General features: G+C 61.1%; 12 protein-coding genes and 10 pseudogenes. 12 read left to right on the forward strand and 10 right to left on the reverse strand.

Going from position 1 to position 25,258, the window contains the following annotated elements; all coding sequences use genetic code 11:
• Positions 1-27: 27 nt before the first annotated feature.
• The 4 genes from bcsA to AC56QX_RS35585 are packed head-to-tail and all read left to right on the forward strand — an operon-like array spanning position 28 to position 7,752.
• Positions 28-2,223, forward strand: a complete 2,196-nt coding sequence (gene bcsA / locus AC56QX_RS35570) for a UDP-forming cellulose synthase catalytic subunit (RefSeq protein WP_497118166.1) — start codon at positions 28-30, stop codon at positions 2,221-2,223.
• Positions 2,220-4,565 carry a cellulose biosynthesis cyclic di-GMP-binding regulatory protein BcsB gene (locus AC56QX_RS35575; RefSeq protein WP_497118168.1) on the forward strand — a complete coding sequence of 782 codons (2,346 nt, stop codon included), beginning with the start codon at positions 2,220-2,222 and terminating at the stop codon, positions 4,563-4,565. The genes bcsA and AC56QX_RS35575 overlap by 4 nt, the downstream gene beginning before the upstream one ends.
• A 50-nt stretch (positions 4,566-4,615) precedes the next feature.
• Positions 4,616-5,623 (forward strand): family 8 glycosyl hydrolase, encoded by a 1,008-nt coding sequence (locus AC56QX_RS35580; protein ID WP_497118170.1) that lies wholly within the window; start codon positions 4,616-4,618, stop codon positions 5,621-5,623.
• On the forward strand, positions 5,620-7,752 hold the full coding sequence (locus AC56QX_RS35585; protein ID WP_497118171.1) for a cellulose synthase: 2,133 nt from the start codon (positions 5,620-5,622) through the stop codon (positions 7,750-7,752). Before AC56QX_RS35580 ends, AC56QX_RS35585 begins: the two co-directional genes overlap by 4 nt.
• A 408-nt stretch (positions 7,753-8,160) precedes the next feature.
• Here AC56QX_RS35585 and AC56QX_RS35590 read toward each other — a convergent pair.
• Positions 8,161-8,340, reverse strand: a pseudogene (locus tag AC56QX_RS35590) (hypothetical protein); the annotation flags it as partial.
• Here AC56QX_RS35590 and AC56QX_RS35595 point away from each other — a divergent pair.
• The 4 genes and pseudogenes from AC56QX_RS35595 to AC56QX_RS35610 all read left to right on the forward strand — a co-directional run.
• On the forward strand, positions 8,306-8,629 hold the full coding sequence (locus AC56QX_RS35595) for a hypothetical protein (protein WP_497118446.1): 324 nt from the start codon (positions 8,306-8,308) through the stop codon (positions 8,627-8,629). The pseudogene AC56QX_RS35590 and the gene AC56QX_RS35595 sit on opposite strands and share 35 nt — an antisense overlap.
• Positions 8,626-8,751 (forward strand): hypothetical protein, encoded by a 126-nt coding sequence (locus AC56QX_RS35600; RefSeq protein WP_497118172.1) that lies wholly within the window; start codon positions 8,626-8,628, stop codon positions 8,749-8,751. The genes AC56QX_RS35595 and AC56QX_RS35600 overlap by 4 nt, the downstream gene beginning before the upstream one ends.
• A gap of 241 nt (positions 8,752-8,992) precedes the next feature.
• A complete protein-coding gene (locus AC56QX_RS35605) occupies positions 8,993-9,976 on the forward strand; it encodes an IS5 family transposase (RefSeq protein WP_497118426.1) in 984 nt (327 codons plus the stop codon).
• A gap of 13 nt (positions 9,977-9,989) precedes the next feature.
• A pseudogene (locus AC56QX_RS35610) lies at positions 9,990-10,631 on the forward strand (IS110 family RNA-guided transposase); the annotation flags it as partial.
• A gap of 247 nt (positions 10,632-10,878) precedes the next feature.
• Here the strand turns inward: AC56QX_RS35610 and AC56QX_RS35615 are convergent.
• Both AC56QX_RS35615 and AC56QX_RS35620 read right to left on the reverse strand, forming a co-directional pair.
• A pseudogene (locus AC56QX_RS35615) lies at positions 10,879-11,830 on the reverse strand (IS110 family RNA-guided transposase).
• A gap of 284 nt (positions 11,831-12,114) precedes the next feature.
• Positions 12,115-13,455 carry an IS1380 family transposase gene (locus AC56QX_RS35620; protein ID WP_497112851.1) on the reverse strand — a complete coding sequence of 447 codons (1,341 nt, stop codon included), beginning with the start codon at positions 13,453-13,455 and terminating at the stop codon, positions 12,115-12,117.
• A 196-nt stretch (positions 13,456-13,651) separates the two neighbouring features.
• Here AC56QX_RS35620 and AC56QX_RS35625 point away from each other — a divergent pair.
• The 3 genes and pseudogenes from AC56QX_RS35625 to AC56QX_RS35635 all read left to right on the forward strand — a co-directional run.
• Positions 13,652-13,822 (forward strand): annotated as a pseudogene (locus AC56QX_RS35625) (helix-turn-helix domain-containing protein); the annotation flags it as partial.
• 116 nt (positions 13,823-13,938) lie between these two features.
• Entirely contained in the window at positions 13,939-15,456 is a 1,518-nt protein-coding gene (locus AC56QX_RS35630; protein ID WP_497118174.1) for a transposase, read from the forward strand.
• 107 nt (positions 15,457-15,563) lie between these two features.
• Positions 15,564-16,167, forward strand: a pseudogene (locus tag AC56QX_RS35635) (IS630 family transposase); the annotation flags it as partial.
• 268 nt (positions 16,168-16,435) lie between these two features.
• Here AC56QX_RS35635 and AC56QX_RS35640 read toward each other — a convergent pair.
• Positions 16,436-17,472: pseudogene (locus tag AC56QX_RS35640) on the reverse strand (IS110 family RNA-guided transposase).
• 391 nt (positions 17,473-17,863) lie between these two features.
• Complete coding sequence (locus AC56QX_RS35645; RefSeq protein ID WP_258600216.1) at positions 17,864-18,874, reverse strand: IS110 family RNA-guided transposase; 1,011 nt, start codon at positions 18,872-18,874, stop codon at positions 17,864-17,866.
• Positions 18,875-18,940: 66 nt separating this feature from the next.
• On the opposite strand from AC56QX_RS35645, the pseudogene AC56QX_RS35650 reads away from it, so the two are divergent.
• Positions 18,941-19,111 (forward strand): annotated as a pseudogene (locus AC56QX_RS35650) (IS630 family transposase); the annotation flags it as partial.
• A 131-nt stretch (positions 19,112-19,242) separates the two neighbouring features.
• Here the strand turns inward: AC56QX_RS35650 and AC56QX_RS35655 are convergent.
• From AC56QX_RS35655 to AC56QX_RS35675, 5 genes and pseudogenes are all read right to left on the reverse strand, one after another.
• Positions 19,243-19,665: pseudogene (locus AC56QX_RS35655) on the reverse strand (IS6 family transposase); the annotation flags it as partial.
• Positions 19,666-19,956: 291 nt separating this feature from the next.
• Positions 19,957-21,132 (reverse strand): annotated as a pseudogene (gene nifA, locus AC56QX_RS35660) (nif-specific transcriptional activator NifA); the annotation flags it as partial.
• 476 nt (positions 21,133-21,608) lie between these two features.
• Positions 21,609-22,022 (reverse strand): annotated as a pseudogene (locus AC56QX_RS35665) (cytochrome P450 family protein); the annotation flags it as partial.
• A 23-nt stretch (positions 22,023-22,045) separates the two neighbouring features.
• Positions 22,046-23,440, reverse strand: a complete 1,395-nt coding sequence (locus tag AC56QX_RS35670; RefSeq protein WP_497118428.1) for a M16 family metallopeptidase — start codon at positions 23,438-23,440, stop codon at positions 22,046-22,048.
• A 7-nt stretch (positions 23,441-23,447) separates the two neighbouring features.
• On the reverse strand, positions 23,448-24,758 hold the full coding sequence (locus AC56QX_RS35675) for a M16 family metallopeptidase (protein ID WP_497118176.1): 1,311 nt from the start codon (positions 24,756-24,758) through the stop codon (positions 23,448-23,450).
• Between the last annotated feature and the right edge of the window lie 500 nt (positions 24,759-25,258).

A 25,258-nucleotide genomic window follows, 5' to 3' on the forward strand; every position in this document is an offset into this window, starting at 1 on the left:
GGGCGTCCGAAGACAAAGGCGCATTGAATGCAGAAATTCCTGACCATTGTGCAATGGGCGTTCGCGTCCATATGCGTGATCACGATGGTGACGCTGCCCATCAGCCTGGAAACCCAGCTGGTTGCCGGCACCTGCGTGCTCCTTGCCATGATGGTGCTCAAGCTGATCCGGCCCGATGGTATCTGGCGTCTGGTGGCGCTTGCCTTCGGCACCGCCATCGTGATGCGCTACGTCTACTGGCGCACAACGAGCACGCTCCCCCCGGTCAACCAGCTGGAAAACTTCATCCCTGGCTTTCTGCTCTATCTGGCGGAAATGTACAGCGTGATGATGCTGGCGCTCAGCCTTTTCGTCGTTGCGCTGCCGCTGGCACCGCGCCCGTCACGCGCCAATTTCAATGACCGTCTGCCTTCCGTCGACGTCTTCATTCCCACCTACAATGAAGACCCCGAGTTGCTGGCCAACACGATGGCCGCTGCCAAGGGCATGGATTATCCGGCCGACAGGCTGCACGTCTGGCTCCTCGATGATGGCGGCACGGTTCAGAAACGCAACTCGGACAAGATAGCCGACGCCAACAATGCAGAACGGCGGCACGCTCAACTGCAGAGGCTGAGCGCCGAAATGGGCGTGACCTATCTGACCCGCGATCGCAATGAGCACGCCAAGGCAGGCAACCTCAACAACGGACTGGCACAGTCAACGGGCGAACTTGTCGCTGTGTTCGATGCGGACCATGCGCCGGCGCGTGATTTTCTCAAGGAGACCGTCGGTTATTTCGACGAAGATCCCAGGCTCTTTCTCGTCCAGACCCCGCACTTTTTTCTCAATCCCGATCCGGTTGAACGAAACCTGAGAACTTTCGAAAACATGCCGTCCGAGAACGAGATGTTCTACGGCATCATCCAGCGCGGTCTCGACAAATGGAACGCCGCGTTCTTCTGCGGATCGGCTGCGGTGCTGCGACGCGCGGCCCTTATGGAAACCCAGGGTTTCAGCGGCGTCAGCATTACCGAAGACTGTGAGACGGCCATCGAACTGCATGCGCGCGGATGGCACAGTGTCTATGTCGACAAGCCGCTGATCGCCGGATTGCAGCCGGCGACCTTCGCCAGTTTCATCGGCCAGAGAAGCCGTTGGGCGCAAGGCATGATGCAGATCCTGCGGTTTCGATTCCCGCTTTTCAAGCGGGGTCTCTCGATACCACAGCGTCTGTGCTATATGTCATCGACGCTGTTCTGGCTGTTTCCGTTCCCGCGCACGATCTTTCTGGTCGCGCCGCTGTTCTATCTGTTCTTCGACCTGCAGATATTCACCGCCTCCGGCGGCGAGTTCATGGCCTATACGCTCACCTATATGATCGTGAACCTGATGATGCAGAACTACCTCTATGGCGCCTTCCGTTGGCCATGGGTCTCGGAGTTGTATGAGTATGTGCAGACGGTCCACCTGCTTCCAGCTGTAATCTCGGTGATCCTCAACCCGCGCAAGCCGACGTTCAAGGTCACTGCAAAGGACGAGTCCATCGCGACAAGCCGACTTTCCGAAATCGGCAAACCGTTTTTCGCCATTTTCGGCATCCTGCTCATCGGCGTGGTGGTGACCGTCTGGAAGGTCTACGCCGAGCCGTTCAAGGCCGACGTGACACTGGTGGTGGGCGGCTGGAACCTGATCAACCTGATCATGGCTGGCTGCGCGCTGGGCGTCGTCTCCGAGCGGGGAGAGCGCGCCGCCACGCGAAGGGTCAAGGTTAGCCGTCGTTGCGATTTCGAGGTCGCCGGCAAATGGCTTCAGGGCACGATCGAGAATGTATCGGCCAATGGCGCGCGGGTGCTGGTATTCGGCGCTGATATGGACGAGCTGGCCAAGGACGCCAAGGGGGGCATTCGCTTCAAGTTGTTCGCTGACGGTACGGAAGCCGTGTTGCCGGTCACCATTCGAAACTTCGAGCGGACCACGGATAGCATTGCTGTCGGCTGTCTCTACATGCCGACCGAAGCCGTACACCACCGGCTCGTTGCCGATCTGATCTTCGCGAATTCAAAGCAGTGGGAACAGTTCCAGCTCTCCCGCAGGGGAAATCCGGGCCTGCTGTGGGGGACGTTCTGGTTCCTGCGGCTGGCGATTTTCCAAACCTGCCGAGGCCTGATTTACTTCTGGCGCGATATGCGCGGCCGCACCGGCGGCGAGCCCTTCGGCAAGCTTGCGGAGAAGCGGCAATGAGGGCCGGTTTTGCACCGCTTGCCTTGCTTCTGCTGTCTGCGTCGCAGGCAATCGCCCAGACAAGCCCGTTCGATATGTCCTCCGAAAAGCCGGTCGTTTCGGCGCCCGCCAAGCCAACCGCGCCGATACCCGTTGCGCCGGCAGATTTGGCACCCGCACAGAGTGATACCAAACCGGTCGCCGCTGCGTCTGAGGTCCAGACGCCGGCGCGACGCTACATCGTTCCGTTCGCCGAGCTTGTGTTCCCGGGAGAATACTCGCAGCGTTCCTGGTCGATCTTTCTGACGCCCGAACAGGCCACGTCGAAGTCGGAGTTTCATCTAGGCTATCAGAACGCCGTCATGGTCGCCCCCGAGGCATCGCGCTTGAAAGTGTCGATCAACGGCAGCATGCTGGTCGATGCACCAATTGCTTCATCTGACGACCCGTCCGAAATGTCGGTCGGCATTCCGGCAAAGCTTCTCCACGCCGGGCTAAATGATATCACCATATCCGCGGTGCAGCGGCATCGCACTGATTGCACGATCGAATCGACCTACGAGTTGTGGACTCAGGTCGACACCAGCAGAACTTTTCTGTCGTTTGACGGACCGGATGCCGGTCGCTGGAAGCGGGTCGAGGACCTGCGCGCGATCGGCGTGGACGAGAACGGCGCGACGACCTTCAACCTGATCGTGCCCTCGATGGGACAGACCGTCTCGACATCGCCGGCAGTGCGTCTAGGCGAAGCCCTGGCCCTGATGGCCAATATGCCGAACCAGTCATTTGATGTCAGCGAGGCCGGGGCACCACCCCCCAGGTCTGGCATGGCGACCATCGTTCTGGGGCCGGCCTCCGAACTATCAAAGGTCCTGGCGACAATTCCCACTGGCGCCGAGGCAGGGCCAATAGCGACTTTGGTTGACGACCCCCGGCTTGGTCCTTCGACCCTGGTCATCAGTGGTCCAAATTGGCAAGCCATCGATTTGGCGATCGATGACATTGCCAAGCAGGTCGATCGGCCGAGCAGCAGCCTGCGGACCAGCCTTTCTACCCGTGCTTGGCGGACGCCTGACGTGCCTATGCTGGTAACCGCCAGCAGTTTGAAATTTTCCGAACTTGGCGTGAATACTCTGGAATTCGCCGGACGCAGGGTGCGCACCGATTTTGCGGTGGGCGTGCCATCGGACTTCTATGCCGAGGCCTATGGCGAAGCGACCATCCTGCTGGATGCCGCCTATTCGCAGGATGTCCTGCCGGGAAGCCACATTGACGTGTATGTCAACGACAACATCGCCGCGACGGTGCCGATCACCACCTCCGGCGGCGAAATCCTGCGTCATCTGCCCATCAAGGTGACGATGCGGCATTTTAGGCCAGGCGATAACACCATAGCGCTCGAAGCCGTCCTGATGACCCAGGCCGATGCGACCTGCGCGCCAGGCGCGACGGCACAGGGCAGCCAGCGTTACGTTGTTTTCGACAGCTCCGAGTTCGTCATGCCTGCCTTTGCGCGCATCGCCAGGACGCCCAACCTTGCCGCAATCAGTGGAACCGGTTTCCCCTACAGCCGATCTGAATACGCGATCCCGATGATCATGGATCGGACCCAGTCGGAGACCGTTTCCGCTGGGCTGACGCTGATGGCGCGCATGTCGGTGGCTGCCGGACGCCTGATACCAGTCGATTCTTCGACTGCGGCGGCTGCGGTAGGCGATAGGAACGCACTTTTCGTCAGTGCGATTTCGCAAGTGCCGCCGGCGGTGCTGGCGCAGGTAGGCGTTTCGAATGAAACCTCCTCCACCTGGGGCGAGAGCGTTGCCTCCATTCGGCCGAACACTGAAGCGACATTTGACCAATGGCGGGAAAAGCTGCGTGGCAGCGGCTGGCGCGGTCAGATCAGCTCGCTTCAGGATTGGATGAATCGCACTTTCAACATCTCCACCAATACCTTTCGCATCTTTCCGGGGCCTGCTGCCGAATTCACCCCACAGGGCAGTGCCAGTCTGGTGGTTGCCCAGGAAGCAAGTCCGACTGGCGACGGCACCTGGACGCTCGTTACCGCCCCGACCGTCGGCGCGCTCCGTGACGGGGTCCGTTCGCTGACACAACAGGACACATGGCGGCAGCTGGCAGGGCATATCACGACGGTGGACTCCGGTGACGACAAGGTTGAGACGGTTAACGTCACGCGGTTCGATTTCGTCGAGACGCAGCCGTTTTCGCTGTCGAACTACCGCCTCATCATTGCGAATTGGCTGTCTGCCAATGCGCTGTCCTATGCGGTCATTCTGACCCTGCTGTCGATCCTGCTGGGCTTCGCCACGGCCGGTCTCCTGGGATCACTAGGCAGGAAAAAGTGAGGTGCTCAGCGCGATATTTCCTTCTGCTTCTTGCCGTGGTGGTTCCGGTTGTGACGATACAAACCCAGCAGGCCCGAGCGGCTGGCACAATAACGCCCAAGGAATGGAACCTTTACAGGGAAAAGTTCCTCGACCCGGCAGGGAGAATCGTCGACAACGCGAATGGAAATATCAGCCACAGCGAAGGACAGGGATACGGACTGCTATTGTCTTACCTTGCCGACAACCGGGGTGATTTCGATCGCATCTGGGCGTTTACCCGCACGGATATGCTGGTGCGGGACGATGGATTGGCTGCGTGGAAATGGGACCCTGCCGCGGTCCCGCATGTTACCGACACCAACAACGCCACCGATGGCGACCTGCTGATCGCCTACGGCTTGGCGCTTGCCGGCTCTGCCTGGCATCGCCCCGATCTTACCGGCGCGGCCACTGCCATTGCCACCGCGCTCACTGCCGGAGGCTTGGAAACGCTGGGCGATCTCTTACTGCTCAAACCTGGAAATTCGGGTTTCGGAGCAGGCGAACGAGCGGATGGTCCGGTGGTTAACCCATCCTATTGGGTGTTCGAGGCGCTCCCGGTTATGGCCGAACTGGTGCCGGACGGCCCTTGGGTTGAGCTCGCCGACAATGGCAAGGCCCTGCTTGCCGGCAGCATGAAGACCGGTCCATCCAGCCTTCCGCCGGATTGGGTTTCATTGAAGGCCAGACTCCGGCCTGCCGATGGATTTCCCCAAGAATTCAGTTACAATGCCGTTCGCATCCCACTTTATCTCGTTCGCGCTGGAAGTCGCGACCGGGCATTGCTGGAGCCATTCGTGGCACAGATGCAGGATGCTGAAGGACGCGTCCGTGTCGTCGACATCGCGACGGGGCAAACGCGGCAGCTGCTTGCCGATGCCGGCTATAGGATCATCCCGGCTCTGGTGTCATGCGTGCTTGATGGAACGCGATTGCCCGACGACATGCAGTTATTCACGCCGACCGACTATTATCCCTCGACCCTCCAGTTGCTGGCGCTCTCCTATGCGCGGAGCCATCATCCGGAGTGCCTATGAAACCGGTGGTCTTCATAACCGCCGGCGTCGTCGCGCTCGGCGCGGTCATCCTCCGAAACGGCGGCTATTTCGATGCCGCCCCGCCATCGATGTCCGGCACGACGCGGAACGCCGTCGCTGAAGGCCAATCCCAGGCGGGATACTCGCAACCGACCACGGTTGCACAATCGGCTCCCGCGCCGACGGTTCCGACAACGGCCAAAGCCCGACCGGCTTCGCCGCCGCCGAAGGTTGACGAGACAGCGCTCCGCTATTTTGCCGCCAAAGGCGACACCAGACGGCTGGAGGCGGAGATTGCGAGGCTGAAGGCACTCTATCCGGAATGGAGTCCGCCGGAAAATCCACTGGCTCTGCGCCAAGAGGGCGACCCGCAGCTCGACCGGATGTGGAAGCTCTATTCCGAAGGCAAGCTCGCCGAGGTTCGCAAGGCCATTGCCGACAGGCAGAGCGCGCAGGCCGGCTGGCAGCCTCCTGCGGACCTGCTCGACAGGCTGGCCGTGGCGGAGGCCAGGGAGCAGCTCGTCAATGCTTCCGATCTCAAACAATATGATGCCGTGATCCGCATAGGCTCCACCAATGCAAGCTTGCGGACCTGCGGCGATGTCGATGTCTTGTGGCGGGTGGCGGAAGCCTTCGCGCACACCAGCCGAGAGGATCGGGCTCGCGATGCCTATCTCTTCGTCCTCAACAATTGCAAGAAGCCCGAGGAACGCGTCGCCACGATCCAGAAGGCACTGCCACTTCTGTCGCGTCCGAATCTCGATCAGCTTCTAGCGACGGAACAGAAGGCAGCCGATGGCAAGGGCGAGTTTGCAACCGTTCGGAGCGACATCGCCAGGCAAAGCCTGGCCAATGTCGATGCCGACCCAAAACTTGTCGTTGCGCCGGCCGACATTGCGACGGTCGAAACGCTTGCCAGGGACGGAGGGCTGGTTTCCGACGATTTGCTGCTGGGATGGTACCATGTGCGCCGCAACAATCCCCAGGATGCGGAGACCTGGTTTCGCAAGGCCCATGATAAGGAAAACACCGCCGGCGCTTCGCAGGGACTGGCATTGGCCCTGATCAAGCTGAAACGCCCCGCGGATGCCGAGGACGTGCTCTATCAATGGCGCAATACAAACGATGACGTGAGGCGCGTTTATCTGGCGGCGGTCGCAAACCTGCTGGCCGTCACGCCGCCGGCTCCGCTGAGCGCTGAGGTGCTGCAGCGGATGGTGCAAGAAGTCTACGCAACCAAGGATGCTGCGTCCGCGCAGCAGCTTGGCTGGTATGCTGATGGATTGAATCAGTCGCAGACAGCGGCGCAGTGGTTCAAGCTTGCGTTGGACTGGAAGCCCGATGACGAGCCGTCCGCATACGGCCTGACACTGACACGCTGGAAGATCGGAGACAAGGCTGGTGCGCGGGAGGTACAGGCCGCCTGGGTGGGGAGATCCGAGCGCATACCGACGGTCGGCGAGCGTAGCATCGAGACCGCTGCCGTCGGCAAGGGCGCGGGCAGGGGTGCTCGGGCACGCCCGCGGACAACACAAGGTGAGGCTGATGCGCAGGCAAACAGCAACCAGGACAATGTACCGGAGAGGTCGGTCGCAAGGGCTAGACAGCAGGCGCGCGGTTGCTCGAGTACCATCGACCCGGCCACACTTTCACCGGACCAGGCGCTGACGCGCGGCTGGTGCCTAATGGGCGCGAATCGGCCGATGGAGGCGGTTGCCGCCTTTGAAGTGGCCCTGCACGGTACCAGCAAGACCCGCACCGACGCTGCCTACGGACAGAGCTTGGCCTATCTACGCGCCGGGTTGTCGGACATGGCCGCGGTTGCGGCGGCCAAGGCCCCGCAGGATGCCGACCGCAGCGTGCAACTGAGAACCGCGCTCTTGGAAAACCAGGCCAGCAGCGCCTTCGATCAGGGCCGCTATGTCGAGACGATCATGGCACTGGACGAGCGGTCGCGAATTGCGCCCGAGCGAACCGGTCTCATGGTGCTGCGTGGCTATGCCTATCTGAGACTGCGCCACTTCGCCGACGCCGAGCAGGTTTTCCGCGCCGCCGCTGGGACGGGAAGCCATGACGCCTTGAGGGGCCTAAACGATGTCGAGACTGCGAGAGAGGCAAAAATCCAGTAACCGCTGCCGGACTGAGGACACCTCTTCCATTGTCTGCCTAATTCCGGGGCGTTGGTGCACGGATCTTTTATTGGTGTGGGTTTAGGCAAGCGGTCACCGCAATAGCCTTTGTAGCGTAGCCCGAAGAATCGCATGAAAGGCCATAGGTCACAAGGATATTGCTGTCTTTGGTTGATAAAGGCCGCGTCACGCAAAGGGTGAATCACGAACGCACGCGCCTGCAAACCCCCACCGCCCGGTAATCTGCCCCGGTTACATTCTTGACGCCCTAACCCTTTGATTTCTTTTGCCCGAAACTTTTGCGCTTGACGAGTAGATAGTAGTATTTCTCGTTAATGTGACATCCCCGCTGAGGGATATGCCCGCAGTTAACCGATCGTTAATCATGCGGGGCGTAGCCAAGAAGCGTCACTGCACCTTCCCAATCGAATGTGACCCTAAAGACCCGGCACCCAATCCCTCCAGATTGGGCCGGGCCTTTTTGTTAGCAAGAGCAAGGGCTGAGAGATAGTTCTGATGGCGATCGTATCGTGTTGCGATGCGACGCCAATTCTTGAACTTGCAGAACATGCACTCGATCACGTTCCGGGCTGGAGATGCGTACTACTCTGGCCTGAACCTGACCACAGATGCACGGTCATTTACCGCTTCCATCCGGAAGGAGCTGGAGCAAGAACTGTTTCTCCTCGATGCCAATATTCCGCAGAATGACAAGGTTCGTTTTCTGTGGCGGCGATATCCGGATAGCTTCCAAGGCACCGAGCAACGCGGGGACGGCGTCCCCAATCGCGCGGCGGACATCGGCGTGAGGGATGACAGTAATTTTGTCGGTTTGGGACCGAGGTCGTGTGAAAACGCGATTGCAGATCGCGTATGACGGCCGCTGTTTTTGAGTGTGGCAGCGATGAGGCTGCTGGCAGGCGGGGCGTGGATCAGGCGGCGATTGCCGTCATCAGCGGCTTGACGCCGAAGGTGCTGATCATGCGCTTCATGTTGTAGGCGAGACCTGCAAGCCCATCTCGGTTTTGACGTTTTCGAGGGTTTTGGTGAGGAAATGGGTACTGCTATGGCGCGACAATTTGGATGGGAAGCGCGACGATCAGGATGAAGAGTTTGGTGGCCGCGATTTGGTGAAGATGGGCTGTGAATCGATGAGTTGCAAGGAGCGTTGGTGCATGGATCCTTTGTCAACGGTTTGGCGATAGGCAGGCAGGATCGAAATCAGCTTGATGCGAGTGCCATGCCGTACAAACACAACGGAGATCGTCGTCATCACGTCGGAAAGATGAAATTCAGGGTGACGAATTGGCGTGACTACGAAGCAGGTCTGCGCCGGCGTGGTAGCCTGACCTTATGGGTAACGCCGGAGGCACTGGCGGGATGGCGCGCTCCGCGACGCAAGACCCGCGGCGGCCAAGCCCGGTATTCCGATCTCGCCATTGAGACAGCGCTGACGCTGGGTTGCGTCTTGGCAATGCGGCTGCGCCAGACCGAGGGATTGCTCCATTCGCTGCTGGATCTCATGGGGCTGAAAGTCCCAGTTCCAGATCATACGACGCTGAGCCGTCGGGCACAGAAGTGGGAGCCATCAGCCCGACGAAACCCGCCGCTGCCGGACGGCCCGCTGCATGTGCTTGTCGATAGCACGGGATTGAAAGTCTACGGCGCCGGGCAATGGCTGGAGCAGAAACATGGCGCCAGATCACGTCGCAACTGGCGCAAGCTGCATCTGGCAGTGGATGCCAAAAGTGGCGCGATCATTGCCCAAAGGCTGACAGATCAGGACACGGATGATCCTTCCCAGGTGGCACCGCTGCTCGATCAGATCGACGGCGAGATCGACCAGTTCACAGCCGACGGAGCCTATGACGGCAAGCCAACCTATCGGTCTATCCTGCAGCACAGCGCAACCGCGAACATCGTCATTCCACCGCGTTCCACGGCGGTGGAAAGCGGTGATACCGGACCGCCGGGTCAAAGGGACAAGCACATTGCCGCAATCGCAAGCGACGGTCGGCTGAAATGGCAGGCAGCCACCGGCTACGGCAAGCGGGCGCTGAGCGAAACAGCCATCGGACGATACAAGGGGCTGATCGGACGGCGCCTGCGAGCACGCTCTCTTCCGGCTCAACAGACCGAGGTTGCCATCGGTTGCATCGTTCTCAACAGCATGCTGGCATGGGCACGCCCGGAGTCTATCCGGCGTCAAGTCACGCAGGCATAACCAACTACATTAAAGATCGAAATGCGTTCGATTTCATATCCGCGCACCAACGCCTTGCCGGGGGCTCATGAAGACATTCGGGTTGCTCGTTCCTGCAGGTAAGGGAACCACATTCGAGAAGAACGTTCGGGGCCTTCTTATCGATCACAAGGAACTTGCTCTTATCGTGCTGCCGATGTTGGAAGCCTGGCGCGGCATTCGCATTCGTGCCGCCGAGCTTGGGCGCCAGCTCGTCGCAGATGCACGTCAGAGCCAGGCATGCCGCATACTCATGTCGATCCCTGGCATCGGCGCCATCACCGCAACCTCCTTCGCCACTGCCATTGAAGATCCGGGCAACTTCAAGAAGTCCCGATCTGTTGGCGCCTGGATCGGCCTGACGACGCGCCGCTACCAATCCGGAGAAGTCGATTATGACGGCCATATATCCCGACGCGGTGACCGCCATTTGCGAGGGCTTCTCTACGAAGCAGCGTCGGTTATTCTGACGCGTAGCACGACCGAGAGCACCCTGCGGACATGGGGCCTCAAGCTCCGCGAGAGGATCGGCTTCAAACGCGCGGCCGTTGCCGTAGCGCGCAAACTGGCGGTCACGATGCATGCGATGCTCAAGACTGGCGAGCTCTTTGATCGGAACGCAGGAGCAACAACATGAAATTTGCGGATAGCGTTCAGGATCGGAGCGCCTGAGACGTCCCTGCCGGGACGTGGGGCCGAGCCATTCCGCTGATGGGGTTGCACCGCTGACTCAGCAAAGTGCGTCGTCCACATTGAAGGCTCCTCCCGCGAAGCTCCATCATGCGGCGACCGATGTCGACCGCGAAGACAACCGTGTACCCGGCAAACGCATCTCCAAGAACGAAGATACTTGACGTCCCCACGGCGATTAGTTTCCGTTGTGATCAAGCACGTTTTTCGACCCAGATGCGATCGGCTTTGACGAGCGCATTGGCGGTCACGAGAAGCTTGCGCATAACCGCGACTATAGCGATTTTGGCTGGTTTGCCTGATGCAATGAGGTGCTGGTACTTCTCCCTGAGATCAGGGTTAAAGCGGGCAGCGACGAGAGCGGGCATGTAGAGTGCGCGTCTAACGTTGGCCCTTCCACCCTGGATGAAGCTTCTGCCTTTCCATTGCCCTGATTGGCGGGCGACGGGAGCGAGTCCTGCCAGGGATGCGGCCTGTTTGTTATCAAGTGATCCAAGCTCTGGCATTATGGCGACCAACTGATTGGCAGTGCGTGGGCCGAGGCCAGCTATGCTGGAGATAATTTCATGCCGGCGGGCCAGTAGCGGATCGGCCGCAATGCTTGCTGCGAGCTCGGCATCGAGAGCGATTATATGCTGATCGATCTGATTGAGGCGTTGCTTGTGCTGACGCTTTAGAAGCGGAATCGTCAGGTTTTTCTCCTGGTTTTTAAGCGCGGTTCTGTCGCGCATCAGACCATCGCGGGCGCTGATCAGTTCGGCCAACCTTGCCTGTTCGGGGTTCATAGCCGGGCGCACGGGTGGCTGCATTGTGCTAGCTGTCACTAGCCATGCGGGCCAGCATCACTGCATCGATCCGGTCGGTCTTGGCCAGGGTTCCAGCTGCTTGGGCAAAGCGCCGCGCACGAGCGGGATTGAGCTTGACGCAAGGCAGATCAGCCAGAGCTTGCTCGAGTTCCCGGTGGTAAGCACCAGTCGCCTCATATGCCACGCGTTCGACTGACCATTGTCCCAGCCATGCAATTAAGGCTTTATGGCCGCTGGCAGTATTGGCAAACTGCTGGTTGCTGCCTGCAGGATAGGCATGAGCATCGAGTGTTGCTTTTGAGATATCGATGCCGATGGTTTGTGGTAGGGCGTCGCTCATCTTTTCCGCTGTCCTATTCTTGTCATCCGGGCCCAAACGCCCCGGTTTCCGTTCAGGCCTGATGGAAAAGAAAGGGGGTGATCACACTAATCGACGGTCCTCAATGACCTAGCCGCCTTGATGCACAGCGATGAGTTTTCGGCGGCCTGAAGCGACGATTTGGTCGCGATGTGGGTGCATTTTGACAAGCCTGGGCGGGCGGCGGCGGTGATCCGTCGTGATGGCAGGCGGGGTTTGCAGGTTGCGGTCGGCGGGTTCGTTTCGGGGCGTCTGCGCCCCTGCGGTTATGTCGCGAGCCGCGGGATGCGGTCGAGGACGATGCGCAGAATACGCTGGTCGGGGCAGGATGTCGGCAGGTGCAGGCGGATTTGCGTTTTGATCTCGACCACCCGCGCGGCGATTTTGATGAGGCGCAATCGCAGCGTGTCGAATTGGGCGACGGCAAAGCTCGAGCGTTTCGGCATCGCAGCGCGCAGGCCCCACATTAGCCAGTAGGCGCCGGCATGCAGGAAGAGCCGGAACTGGTTGGCCGTCGCTCTTGTGCAGGATGTGCGGTCGGCGGCAAGATGCGTCTTCCAGGACTTGATGTGGTTCTCGGCTGCGCCGCGCCGGCAGTAGAGGTCCTCGTAGAGCGCCTTGGCCTTGCCACTGGTCAGATTGGTGACGATGAAGCGGGTGTCGGCTCCTTTGGCGCCGACCTCGACGCGGGCGATGATGCGCTCGACGCGGCTCCAACTGGCGGCGCCGTCAAAGAACTCCTTGAAGCGGCGGACCTTGTTCGATTTCGCCGACGCTTCAAAGCGCGCCGTCGTGCGGGCTTCCAGGTCCGCGACATGCTCGCGCAGCGTCGTGGTCGGCGCTACGCCGAGGATGAAGTCTACACCGTTGGCGCGGCACCAGTCGATGACCTGCGGACCGCAGTAGTGGCTGTCGGCCCGGATCAGGATCCGTGTGTTCGGCCAATTGCTCCGGATCGCCCGCACGAGGCGGCGCAGGTGGGGGCAGATCTCAGCCCCGCGCGGCCGCCTGGCCGGTCGCAGGATCGCGCTGACGAACCGGCCCGCACCGTCGAACACTACGATCGGCTGGAAGCCGTATTCGTCGTAATGCGCGTTGAACAGGCGCAATTGCTGGCCGCCATGTACGGCGTCAAACGTGTCGTCGATGTCGAGCACAATCCGCTTCGGCACCTGCCGGAAGGAAGCGCAATAGAGGTCGACCATCGCCCGCCCCATGGCGACCAGCTCCCGCACGCCGGGCAGGTTCTCCAGCCGGCACAGCGTCGATTGCGAGGCCAGATCCCGACCCGACGGCAGCGCATCCTGGGCCATCTTGAAGACCGGATCGGAGCGCAGCCGGTTGGCGTCGTTGCCATCCTCATAGCCGGCGGCGATCATCTTCATGCGAAAGCCGATCATGTCCGCCAGGCTGTGGACCACCTGGTCCGGGCAGCGCGGATCATCGATGCAACGCGCCAGACGGTCGGCCACCCGCAGTCGTTTTTCCACCTCGGCCAGCACCAGAACGCCACAGTTGGAGGACAACATGCCGCCGTCGAAACGGGCGACGACGGACTTGCCGCCCACTGATGACAAACCGCTCAGCGGCAGGGTAAGATCATTCATGGCGGGTGTGGTCTCCGGGAAATGATTCGGATCGGCCTTAGCAACCAAATCCTACGTCATTTCAACGGCTTGCGCCACATCCGCCAACCCGCCGTGAATTTTTCGGGCTAGAGCACGTCCTGTGATCGATGAATCTATTGTGATGTGACGGCTGCGTTTTGTGCTGATTCAATATCCACCTCGATGGAGGTGGACGATGGGAAGAGCATTGAGCGGGGATCTTCGGTCGCGGGTCTTGAAGGCTTCGGACGAGGGCATGTCGGCGCGGCAAGCGGCGGCGCGGTTCGGCGTGGGAGTGTCCAGCGCGATCCGCTGGATTGCGCGGGCGAAGATCGGCGAACTGGCGCCACGCCCGCAGGGCCGCCGCCTGCGGCGCGACAATGAAGCTGCGAGCGCGCATTGCATCGCCTGAACTGCTCCCGGATGTTGGGCCGTTGCGTCATCTGATTTGCTCCCCGCAGTTTTGGGGCGGGAGCAAATCAGATGAGGCGGATAAGCATGGCGACGCGGGATGAGCTGGTGAAGGTGGTAGCGGAGCGCTACGCCCGAGGCGATCGGGCAGAGAAGTCGCGCATTCTCGATGAATTCGCGGCGGTAAGCGGCGTTCACCGCAAGCATGCCATGCGGTTGCTGCGGAATGGACCACAGGCGCAGCGTTCGGGCCCGCGACCGGAGCGCCGGCTTTATGACGACGCCGTGCGCGAAGCGCTGATCGTGCTCTGGGAAGCTTCGGATCGCATCTGCGGCAAGCGTCTGAAGATGCTGATTCCAATTCTGGTGGAGGCGATGGAGCGTCACGGGCATCTGCACCTAACCGCCGAGATCCGCACACGGCTATTGGCGATGAGCGCGGCCACGATCGACCGCGCCCTTCGCGAGGTTCGAGACATCGCTGGTGGGCCGAGACGCCGTCGCAGTACAGCGTCCACCGCGCTGCGGCGCAGCATTCCGATCCGGACCTTCTCCGATTGGCAGGATCCTCCGCCTGGATTCGTCGAGGCCGACCTGGTGGCGCACAGTGGACCGACGACGCGGGGAAGCTTCATACAAACGCTTTGTCTTACCGACATCGCGAGCGGGTGGACGGAATGCGCGCCCTTGCTGGTGCGTGAACAGAAGCTGTTGAGCGAGGTGCTGACGGTATTACGGCGGCTCCTGCCATTTCGGCTTCTCGGATTCGACACGGACAATGACAGCGTGTTCCTGAACGAGACGATACGCGACTACTGTCTGAATGCCGGCATCGAGTTCACCCGTTGCCGTCCTTACCGCAAAAATGACCAGGCCTTCGTCGAACAGAAGAACGGCGCCGTGGTGCGACGCATTGTCGGGTATCGTCGGCTGGAGGGACTTGAAGCCGCTGCTGCCCTTGCACAGCTCTATTCGACGGTTCGGCTGTTCGTGAACTTCTTCCAACCCTCCTTCAAGCTGGCCGGAAAGGAACGGGACGGCGCCCGCGTGCGCAAGCGCTATCACCCTGCGGCAACACCGTGCCAGCGACTGCTGGCAGATCCACGCACGCCTGAACCGGTTCGTACCAGGCTTGCGCAAACACAGGCGAGGCTGGACCCGGTAAAGCTGCTGCAGGAGATGCGATCGGCGCAGCAGCGCCTCGTCGACATTGCCGATGAATCCTGCACGCCGGCGCTGGTGGTGAGCGATCCGGCGCTGGACCAGTTCCTGTCGGGTCTGCGGACGGCCTGGAAGGAGGGGGAAGTCCGCCCAACAGCAAGAGCCAGGTCGAGGCAAAAGCGAGGGCGTCGCCGACCGGATCCGCTCGTGAAGGTCACAGGCCAGTTGCGCGCGTGGTTCGACGAAGAGCCCTGGCGGACGAGCCGCGAATTACTGGTGCGTCTGCAGGCGGAGCAGCCGGGGCAATATCCTGATCCACTTCTGCGCACGCTGCAGCGCCGCTTGAAGATCTGGCGGAAGGAAAAGGCTCACGCGATGGTGTTCGGCCCAATGCACGTGGAGCCGGCAATCGAGCCGATCGCGCATTGATCGAATCCTAGCCCAGGGGAACATTATGGTGAGGCAACGGAAAGATCGTTCGGCAGCATTCCAGGGTGAGGCAATACGCGCTCGCAGCTTCATTGTCGCGCCACAGCCGCCGCGCCTCCAGCCTCGATGCGCATGAAGCATTCATCGTCGGGCTGATCGAGGAGCGCAAGGACATCACGCTGAACGAGATGGTGGAGCGGCTCGTCGCCGAGCATTCGGTGCGGATCAGCCGCAGCGCCTTGAGCGCCTGGCTTCGCGGCCACGGCTGGACATTCAAAAAAGTCCGCGCACGCACTGGAGCAGGATCGCCCCGACGTCCTGAAGCGGCGCCGGGACTGGTTCGACGGCCAGCTCGATCTCGATCCGGAGAAGCTCGTGTTCATCGACGAGACCGGCCTCTCCACAAAGATGGCCCGCCTGCGTGGAAGAGCGCCGCGCGGCGAGCGCTGCCGGGCCGGCGTGCCGCATGGCCACTGGAAGACCACGACCTTCACCGGAGCGCTGCGGCTGACGGGCATGACAGCGCCCTTCGTCTACGACGGCGCTATGAACGGCAACGTATTCGTGGCCTATGTCGAGCAGGTGCTGGTCCCGACATTGTCGGAGGGCGACGTAGTCGTCATGGACAACCTGCCCGCCCACAAGGCCGCCGGCGTGCGCGACGCGATTGAGGCCGCAGGGGCAAGCCTGCTCTACCTGCCGCCCTTCTCTATTCGGCGTGTTGAGGTCAAGCACTTTCGAGTATTCTACTCTGCCGGCTTGTGATGTCTCTCGCGGGCTCTTGCTTCTCTCCGGGATCGGCGCGCGTCTCGGCCCTCCCAATATGGGATTAGAAGGACAAGACGGAACAATCTACAGCGCGTCCTGATCGCAATATGCGGTCGGAACCAGGGCGGCAACGAACTCATCTCATCCATCGTCCCGCGAAGGACGTCTTTCCGCCGGCTGGCGGAATGTTATTCTCCTTCCCGAAGACCCGTCAAGCAACTGCCGGCATACTTTCCCTCGTCCAGCGGAATTCGGTCCCGTTGCTCCACATGCGATGCATGATCACTGCCAGTCGCCGCGCCAACGCGACGACGGCCTTCTGACGACCCCGTCGTTTGGCGACATTCATCGCCCAGGCTTTCAACCAAGACCATTTCGTCACACGCGTCAGCAGGCATTGGGCGGCTTCATAGAGGAGCGTGCGCATCATGCCGTCGCCGCATAGTGAGACGCGGCCGACGCGACGACTTTCGCCGGACTGATTGAGTACCGGCGTCAGACCCAACGCTGGACCAACGGCCTTCGAGCTGCTGAAGCGGGCCGGAACATCGATTGTGGAACTGAAGGCCAGAGAGACGACAGGTCCGACGCCGGGGATCGTCATCAAGCGCCTGCAAACCTCGTCACCTCGGACGATCGACAGCAGCTTCCGATGGAGTTTCGCGAACTCTTCGCGCAGTTTCCGCCGGGCGGCCAGCAACGGCTCGATGATGTCGCCGATCTCAGGCTCGTCCTCGACGAGTTCGCGAATTCGCTCTTCAAAATTGACTGCACCGACGGTGCCGACCTTGAGCCCAAAGTTGCGCAACAAACCGCGGATGTCGTTCTCGAAGGCAACTGCCTTCTCCTGCAGCAACTTACGGGCGCTCAAAAGGACACGGCGTTTCTGGCTGGTCAGCGTCTTGACGTGCACCGGCCGGAACAGATTGACCCGCATCATCTGTGCAATGCCGCGGCATCATTGCGATCGCTCTTATTGACCTGCGCCTTTAGAAACGCCTTCGTGTGCCGTGTCTCAATACAGATCGCCGGCAAGCCGGCTGCCGCCAGTCCGCTGAACAGCCATTGCGACAATGGCCCAGCCTCAAGCCCTACGCGCGCCAGTTGCCAGGTTGGGTCCTGCAGAGCCCGGATAAGGTCATCCGGGTGGCTCGGGACCTTCACTTCACGGCAAACCTTGCCTGTTTCGTCGATGATGCATACTGACGTCTCTTTCACCGAAACGTCTAACCCCGCATAATGGTCCATGCCGCGCTTCCTTTCCTGATGCTTGTGGCTGTTCCTGAACAGACCACGTCTATCATCAACTCGAAGCGCAGCGCCTCTCCACACGAAGCCTTGAAGAGAGGGCGCTAAGCCGAATACCCCATCTACAGTCCCGACTTCAACCCCTGTATGGATGGCTCCTGCGGGTCAAGGGTATCGGGTCGGGGTTTGGTGAACAGGTCGGTTGCGGCCATGTATACGGCGTCTGAATGTGCAACGGGATCGCTGCGCGCCCTGATGAATATCCGCTTGGAGAACAGGTCCCACTCAATCGAGCGCGCTCGAGGCGCTTCGGATTGATCGGGGTGTCCTGATTCTTTGTCTCCGTTTGTTCGCCATCACCTCACTTTGCCCTGACCATTCCGAGAGCCTGTCAGGCTGCCTGCGGCTCGTAACGCGATCCGTCCCTGAGGACGGCAAAGATTGTTCGTGCCATGCGATGTGCCAAAGCGATGGCGACGACCTTCGTCTTCTTTCGCATCAGCATGCTCGATAGCCAGTCCGAGCCCGGTTCGCGCTTGAGTCTGCATCTGAGCATGATCTGCGCCATGGCGCCCAGATACAGCAAGCGTCGGATATAACGATTGCCCATCTTCGAGATCCGGCCCACCCTTTGCTTGCCGCCGGTGGAGTGCGGCTTGGGAGTGAGGCCGAGCCAGGCGGCATAGTCCCTCGCGCTGCCGAAATTGTCGACATCCGGCGTCGTCGCCGCGATGATCGTCGCCGACAGCATCCCGACACCTGGGATTGTGGCCAGACGCTGGCTTGTCTCGCTTTGCGCGTAGGTCTCTTCGATCTCGTCGGTCAGCCGCTCGATCCGCTTGTCCGTCTCGGCCAACTGATCGAAGAGCAAACTCACAGGCATCCGAGCTACTTCCGGCAGTTGATCCAGTTGCTCCTTCAGTCGATTGACGTTCTGCGCGCCCTTCGCCGTGATGACGCCGAACTCCGTCATGTGGGCTCGGATCGCGTTGCCGATCTGCGTGCGCTGGCGAACCAGAAAGTCTCGCGTGCGGTGAAGAACCAGAACCGACGAGCAGGCTTCGCTCTTGATGGCGACAAACCGCATGGAGGGCCGCGTCACAGCCTCGCAGATGGCGGCCGCATCCGCCGCATCCGTCTTCCCACGCTTCACGTAAGGCTTCACATAGGAGGGCGGCATCAGCCGGACGTCGTGCCCCATCTCCTGAAGCCTGCGCCCCCAGTCGTGAGAACCTGCGCAAGCCTCCATGCCGATCAGGCATCGTGGACGCTTCTGGAAAAACGCCAGCAACTGGCTGCGGCGAAGCTGACGGCGTACGAGAACCCGACCGGTCCCGTCGACACCATGGATCTGGAAGACACTCTTTGCGAGGTCGATACCAACTGTGGCAAGTTCTGACATGGATGGCTCCTTTGCTCGGGACGACAACATCCCAACTATGGCGCAATGCGACGCCGGGAGCAGGAGCCATCCACACCATCAATCGAGAACGCCTTCTCCAAGCTCAAGGCGTTGTTGCGAGCAAAGGCCGAGAGAACCATCAAGGCTTTGTGGGACGCCGTCGGTCCGCTTCTCGACCTCTTCACGCCAGCCGAATGCGTAAACTACTTCAAAGCCGCAGGATATGAACCGGATTAAACAGGACGTGCTCTAGACAACTTCGATCCATCCCCTTCCGCTCGATCCGGGGTGGCCACTCCGGATCGGGCATCTCTTACTGGACCAAACGGCCTGGAAAGTCATAAGACAAGACAACCCCATCAGTCCCAGCGCAGCTTATCGGTGACGATACGCTTCGGCGACAGGCCTTGCTTCTTCAGCAGACGAATGAGCAGACGCCTGGCCGCCTTGGTATTGCGGCGGGTCTGCACGATCTCATCCAGCACATAGCCGTCCTGGTCGACGGCGCGCCACAGCCAGCACCGCCTGCCGTTGATGCGCACGGCTACCTCATCAAGATGCCAGACATCGTCTTTCGATGGCGCCTTGCGGCGCAGGCGACGTGCATAATCGGGACTGTGCTTCTTTCCCCAGCGGCGGATGGTCTCGTAGGAGACGACGACCCCCCGCTCCAGCAGCATTTCTTCAACATCGCGCAGGCTCAGCCCGAACCGGTAATAAAGCCAGACGGCATGAGCAACGATTTCGATCGGGAAGCGATGGTTCTTGTAGGTGGCGCATGCTTCGACCATGCCAACCTGACTTATCGTCAAACCGTTAAGCCAAAATCAATGTGACAGCACCCTAATTTTGCACCGCCGCTCTCAGTCGCCATCGGCTGCGCCGTCCTCAACCGCATACTTGCCTGCGCACGCCCGAAATCCGCCCGCCGCAAGGCGGCCACCGCATAGTCTGCCGCTTCAAAGATCGACATCCGCTCAAGTCCGGACCCATGCACCAACGCCCACGGCTACGCTACAAAGGCTATTGCGGTTACCGCTTGCCTAAACCCACACCAATAAAAGATCCGTGCACCAACGCCTTCAAAGACGCTTGATCTCGATACCGTATTTCCTCAGCACGTAGCCAATCTGGCGCGGCGTCAGTCCAAGCAGGCGTGCCGCCTTCGCTTGGACCCAGCCACATCTTTCCATGGCTGCGATGACACGTTCGGCATCGGTCGTTCTCGCACCATTTAAGTGCACTGCGCCGGCAGGGCCCAGCAGCGGCTGCCCTGCGGTCTCAGGCGGAACTGCGACGGCGGCAGAACTCCCGGCAGCAGCCGGCGGTATGGCCGGAACCACTGGCACCGGCACGATCGGCCGGGGTTGCGGCGCGAGTTTGCCAGATCTGATCTTATGCAGCGCCGCGGCGAAGCATTGGCCCTGGCAGCATGCAAAGTCGTCTCTCCCGATTGATGGTCCCGCGGCCAGAACCGCTGTCCGATACACGCAGTTTTCGAGCTCGCGAATGTTGCCGGGAAAATCACAGTTTATCAGCACTTCAATCGCGCTCGGATCGAAGGTCAGCGTATTACGGCCGTTCTCATCGTTGAAATTCTTGAGAAACTCGGCTGCGAGGAGCGGAATATCACTGCGCCTTTCGCGTAACGCAGGCACCAGCAAGTGAACCACATTGATGTGGTAATAGAGGTCCTCACGGAACTCATTTCTGGCAACTGCCTCTTCCAGGTTCTTGTTCGTGGCGGCAATGATGCGAACATCGACTTTAATGGTCTGGTTGCCGCCGACGCGCTCAAACTCCTGCTCCTGCAGCACGCGCAAGAGCTTTGCTTGGAACGAGGGCGAGATCTCGCCGATCTCGTCCAGGAACAACGTCCCCTTGTCGGCGAGCTCAAAGCGCCCCTTGCGCGAGTTGAACGCGCTTGTGAATGCACCCTTCTCATGACCGAACAATTCGGATTCCAGGACTGTCTCGGTCAGCGCCGCGCAATTGAACTTGATGAAGGGCCGCTTGGCGCGCGGCGACAACTCGTGGATAGCCTTGGCGGCCAGCTCCTTCCCGGTACCGGATTCGCCTCGCAACAGAACCGTAATCTTCGCCTTGGCTACGAGCGCGACCTTCTCAAGTAGATCGCGCAACGCCAAACTGTCGCCAATCATCCTGTCGACGTGAATCTTGTTACGCTGCCGCGCCGGGTGCCTCTGCTTTGGCAGCAAGTCCTGCTGTGCCATCGGTTGCTCGCGGTCGCCCACGAAAGTGGCGCTCATCTCGCTCAGCAGGTGGCGCAATTCGGAAAGGATCTGTTCGGACAGCGCGTTCACGCGGGATGTTCCTTCTGCAGACGGTTGACGAGAACCAGGATCGGGCAGTCGCCGCAGGCCCGTCGCGGTGGCCCGGCGCATGGGCAGCGCCGGACGGCCGCCCTGCTCCGGCGCGGCGACGCGCCCCGATGCTGGCGCCGGTCCGCCGCATAGGCTTGCGCGCAGCGCGCCGCGTGCGCCGCGGCCGTGCTGGGCAACCGCTGCGATCGGCGCCGCGGACTCGGACACAGTGCAGCATGCACCGCCGCCGCCGGCCGATCGCAGCGGCACAGGGGCGACTCCATTCGGACGGGCGCGCTCATGCGCATTGGCGCGTGCTTGAACAGATACGCGTTGGCCCGCTGCAGCATCTGCGCCAACCGTTCCGCACGCGGCCCCAGCGGGGCGATCCTCCCCGGCGTCGCGCAACAGAGGCCGAATTCGATCTGCGCGGCAGTGCTCTCGTGCCCCGCCGCCAGGCCGATCACCTCTTCCTCGGTCGCCTTGCCCTGGTCGACCGCCGCGAGCAGATCCGTCAGCAGGTTGTCGCCCGGATACTGGCGTTTGTCCCGCATCTTGCCGCGAATGTAGGCGCGCAATTCTTCCAAGGCCAGGCGCGACGCGCTGCGCGGGCCGCTTTCATGCTGGTGCGTCATCGCCTCGTCGGACAGACCGGCGAAAAAGGCGTGATCCTCGTAGAGCACGCCCATCAGCGCGCTGATGACCATGGCCGGAAGCGGAAAGGAGAGGTGGCGCCGCAGGTCGGCGGGCTGGGGATGGGTCGCCAGCGTCTCGGACAACTGCGCGGCGATCGCCTCGACCTGCTGCGCGAGCAGCTTCACCTTGCGAAGGCAAATGGGTCCTGGGCTCATCCTTTGCCCCCCAGCGGCGGGCCAACGACCATAATGGCGGGCTCAGCCGAAAGCAGCTTCTTCGCCGCAGCCTTGACCTGGTCGAGTGTCACCTGATCGATGAGGGCGGAGCGGCGCTGGATGTAGTCGGTGCCCAGATTGTCGAGCTGCAATCCGACGAGCGTGGCTGCAATCGAGCTGGAGGAACCCAGATAGTTGATGGCATAGGCGCCGATCAGATGCTTCTTGCTCGCCTCGAGCTCGGCCTCCGTCGGCCCCAGCTGTGCCATCTGCTTCACAACCTGATGCACGATGCTCAGCGTCTCGGCGGCGCGGTCGGAGCGTGTCGCCGTCGTAACCAGCAGCGCATGAGAATGCTCGTAACCGGCCAGATAAGAGTCGACGCCATAGGCAAGGCCGCGCTTTTCCCGCACCTCCTCCCACAGGCGCGACGTGAAGGGCGAGCCGCCGAGGATATCGTTCATCACCAGTGCGGCGAAGAAATCCGGCTCAGTGCGTCCGACGCCAGGAAAAGCCAATCGCAGCGAGGTCTGCGGAAGGTCGTAGTTCACCTCCACCTGCTGTCCGAGTTTGGCGGCGACATCGGCAACGGGGGAGAGCGTCTGCTTGTCGTGCAAATCGCCGAACAGCTGGTCGAGCTTTTCACTCAGTCTCTTCGCGTCAATGTCCCCAACTACGACAACATGGAGCCCATCACGAGCGAAAATGGCCTTGTGAAAGGCGCTTAGATCGGCCGGCGTTATACCGGCTAGGCTTTCCTTGGTGCCCTCGTCTGGCCTCGAATACGGATGCGTGCCGTAGAGTCTGCGCCGCCATGCAAGCTCAGCAATCGCGTGAGGTTCGCGCTCGTTGGCAATGATGCCGGAGAGAAGCTGGTCGCGGATGCGGTCGACCGGCTCCTTATCGAAGCGAGGCCTGTTCACCGCGAGCCTGACCAGATCGAAAGCGGCGTCCTGGCGCTCGGAAAGCAGGCGTATCGAGCCATAGATGCCGTCCCGCCCTGCGTCGAAGCTCATCTCGGCGCCGGCGTCGTCAAGCTTCACCTGGAATGCATCACTGTCGAGACCGCCGGCGCCCTCGTCGAACAGGCCGGCCATCAGGTTCGCCAGCCCCTCCTTGCCCGCCGGGTCCTGGGTAGAGCCGCCGTCGAAAGCGAAGCGGATGGTGATGATCGGCAGCGTATGGTCCTCGACCAGCCAGGCGGTGATGCCCTTTTCAGATTTCACCTCCTGGATATTCATCGCCGCATGGGCCCTGAGCGCCGGAAGGATGAGGAAGAGGGTGGCGAGAAGGACGATGGCCAGCGGGGTGGCGAGGCGCGCGACGCTGCCTTGTGCCGCTGAAAGCGGAAAAGGCAGGGCTTGTGCAAAGGCGGCACGGTGTTGGTTCATCGTCACATCAATTCTCCGTCTTGGGCAAGAGATAGCCGGTGGTCGAATGGTCGGACACGAGATAGCGGGCGGCAACCGCTTTGACATGATCGGGGGTGACCTCGCGGATGCGGTCCTGCCATTCCTCGACGTCGTTTACGGTGCCGCCGGTGGCAAGCGTGGAGCCATACATGCTGGCGATGGAGGCCTGCTTGTCGCGGGCGAAGATCATTGAGCGGACATAGCGGTCCTTGGCCTTGTCCAGCTCGTCATTGGTGACGCCGTCCTTGGCGATGCGGGCGATCTCGGCATTGGCCGCCGCTTCCAGATCGGCGAGCTTGGCATCGCCGCGCGGCGAGGCGTAGATGGCGAAGTTGGTGGCATCCAGCATGGTGCCCTGGAAATTGGCGCTGGCCTCGGTGGCTATTCCCTGTTTCACCACCAACTGCTGGTAGAGCCGGCTGCGGTTGCCGCCGCCGAGGATCTCGGCAAGCAGGTCGAGCGCCTCGGCCTCGCCATGCTCAGCCGTCCGATAGGACGGCACCACCCAATGCGTCGAAGAGTTCGGCACCGACACGCGCGCGTCGGTGAGCGTCACCGTGCGCTTGGTGTTCTGCTCCGGCTCGACCGGCCGGACTCGCGGCAGCAGCTCGGGTCCACGCGGGAGCTTGCCATAGGTCTTCTCGGCCAGCGCCTTCACCGTCTCCGGGTCGACATCGCCCGCCACCACCAGCACGGCATTGTTGGGGTTATAATATTTGTTGTATAAGGCGACGGCGTCGGTGCGGTTCAGCTGCTCCATCTCCCGCATCCAGCCGATGACCGGGATGCGGTAGGGCTGGTTCTGCCAGAGTGTGGCGTCGACCTCCTCGTCCAGCACCGCCTGCGGATCGTTGTCGATGCCCGAGCGGCGCTCCTCCAGGATCACGTCGCGCTCGGTCTTGATATCCTCGTCGGTGAGGCTGAGGTTGCGCATACGGTCGGCCTCGAAGCCCATCATCTGCTCCAACGCCGAGGGCGCCACTCTCTGGTAGAAGGCGGTGTAGTCGTAATCGGTGAAGGCGTTTTGTGAGCCACCGGTTTCGGCAACCGCGCGGTCAAGCTCACCGGCGGCGTGATTGGACGTCCCCTTGAACATCAAATGCTCGAAAAAATGCGCGATGCCGGATTTGCCCGGCGGCTCGTCGGCGCTGCCGACCTTGTACCATACCATATGGGTGACGATCGGCGCGCGGTGATCGGGGACGACGACCACCTCCATGCCGTTGTCGAGCAGAAAATCCGTCACCTTGCCGTCGTCGGTGGCGGCCAGAACCGGAGCGGTCGGGGCGAAGACCAAGGCGGTCGCAATGAATGCCCTCAGCCACCGAGACGGAGGTTTGGTGGATGGGTCCGGTTGCGGTGGCCGGACGATCGGCAAGGCTCGAGACACAGTGATTTGTTCCTCATTTTGAAGGCGCTGCGCCCCCGTCTCCCCATGTGGGAGAAAGTGGACAGATAGGCAGCCCCGATCCACCCGAGCGGTCTGCATGCTGCCAGACCTTGCCCGATCCCCATCTTTGGATGCGTCCGGGAGACGTACGGCGTTATTTTTTGGTGAGGGAGTCATCGTATCTCTTTCTCTTGTTTCGTAACGTGTTTGCGGATGATCCGGCGTCGTTTCCATTTGGCGATCGTGCAACGCCGGACGGTATTGACGATGTCTCCTAGTTCATAAGATCTCCTGACTGGTCCCAACAACAACCCTTCTTGCAGAGCTAGCTGACAGTAGCCTGAAAGCTACGAGCGAGTTGCGCGACAGCGATCCTGAGTGGCCTCAATTTCTGTTGATGAGGATTG

The sequence above is a fragment of the Mesorhizobium sp. RCAM 06353 genome, assembly GCF_059683585.1.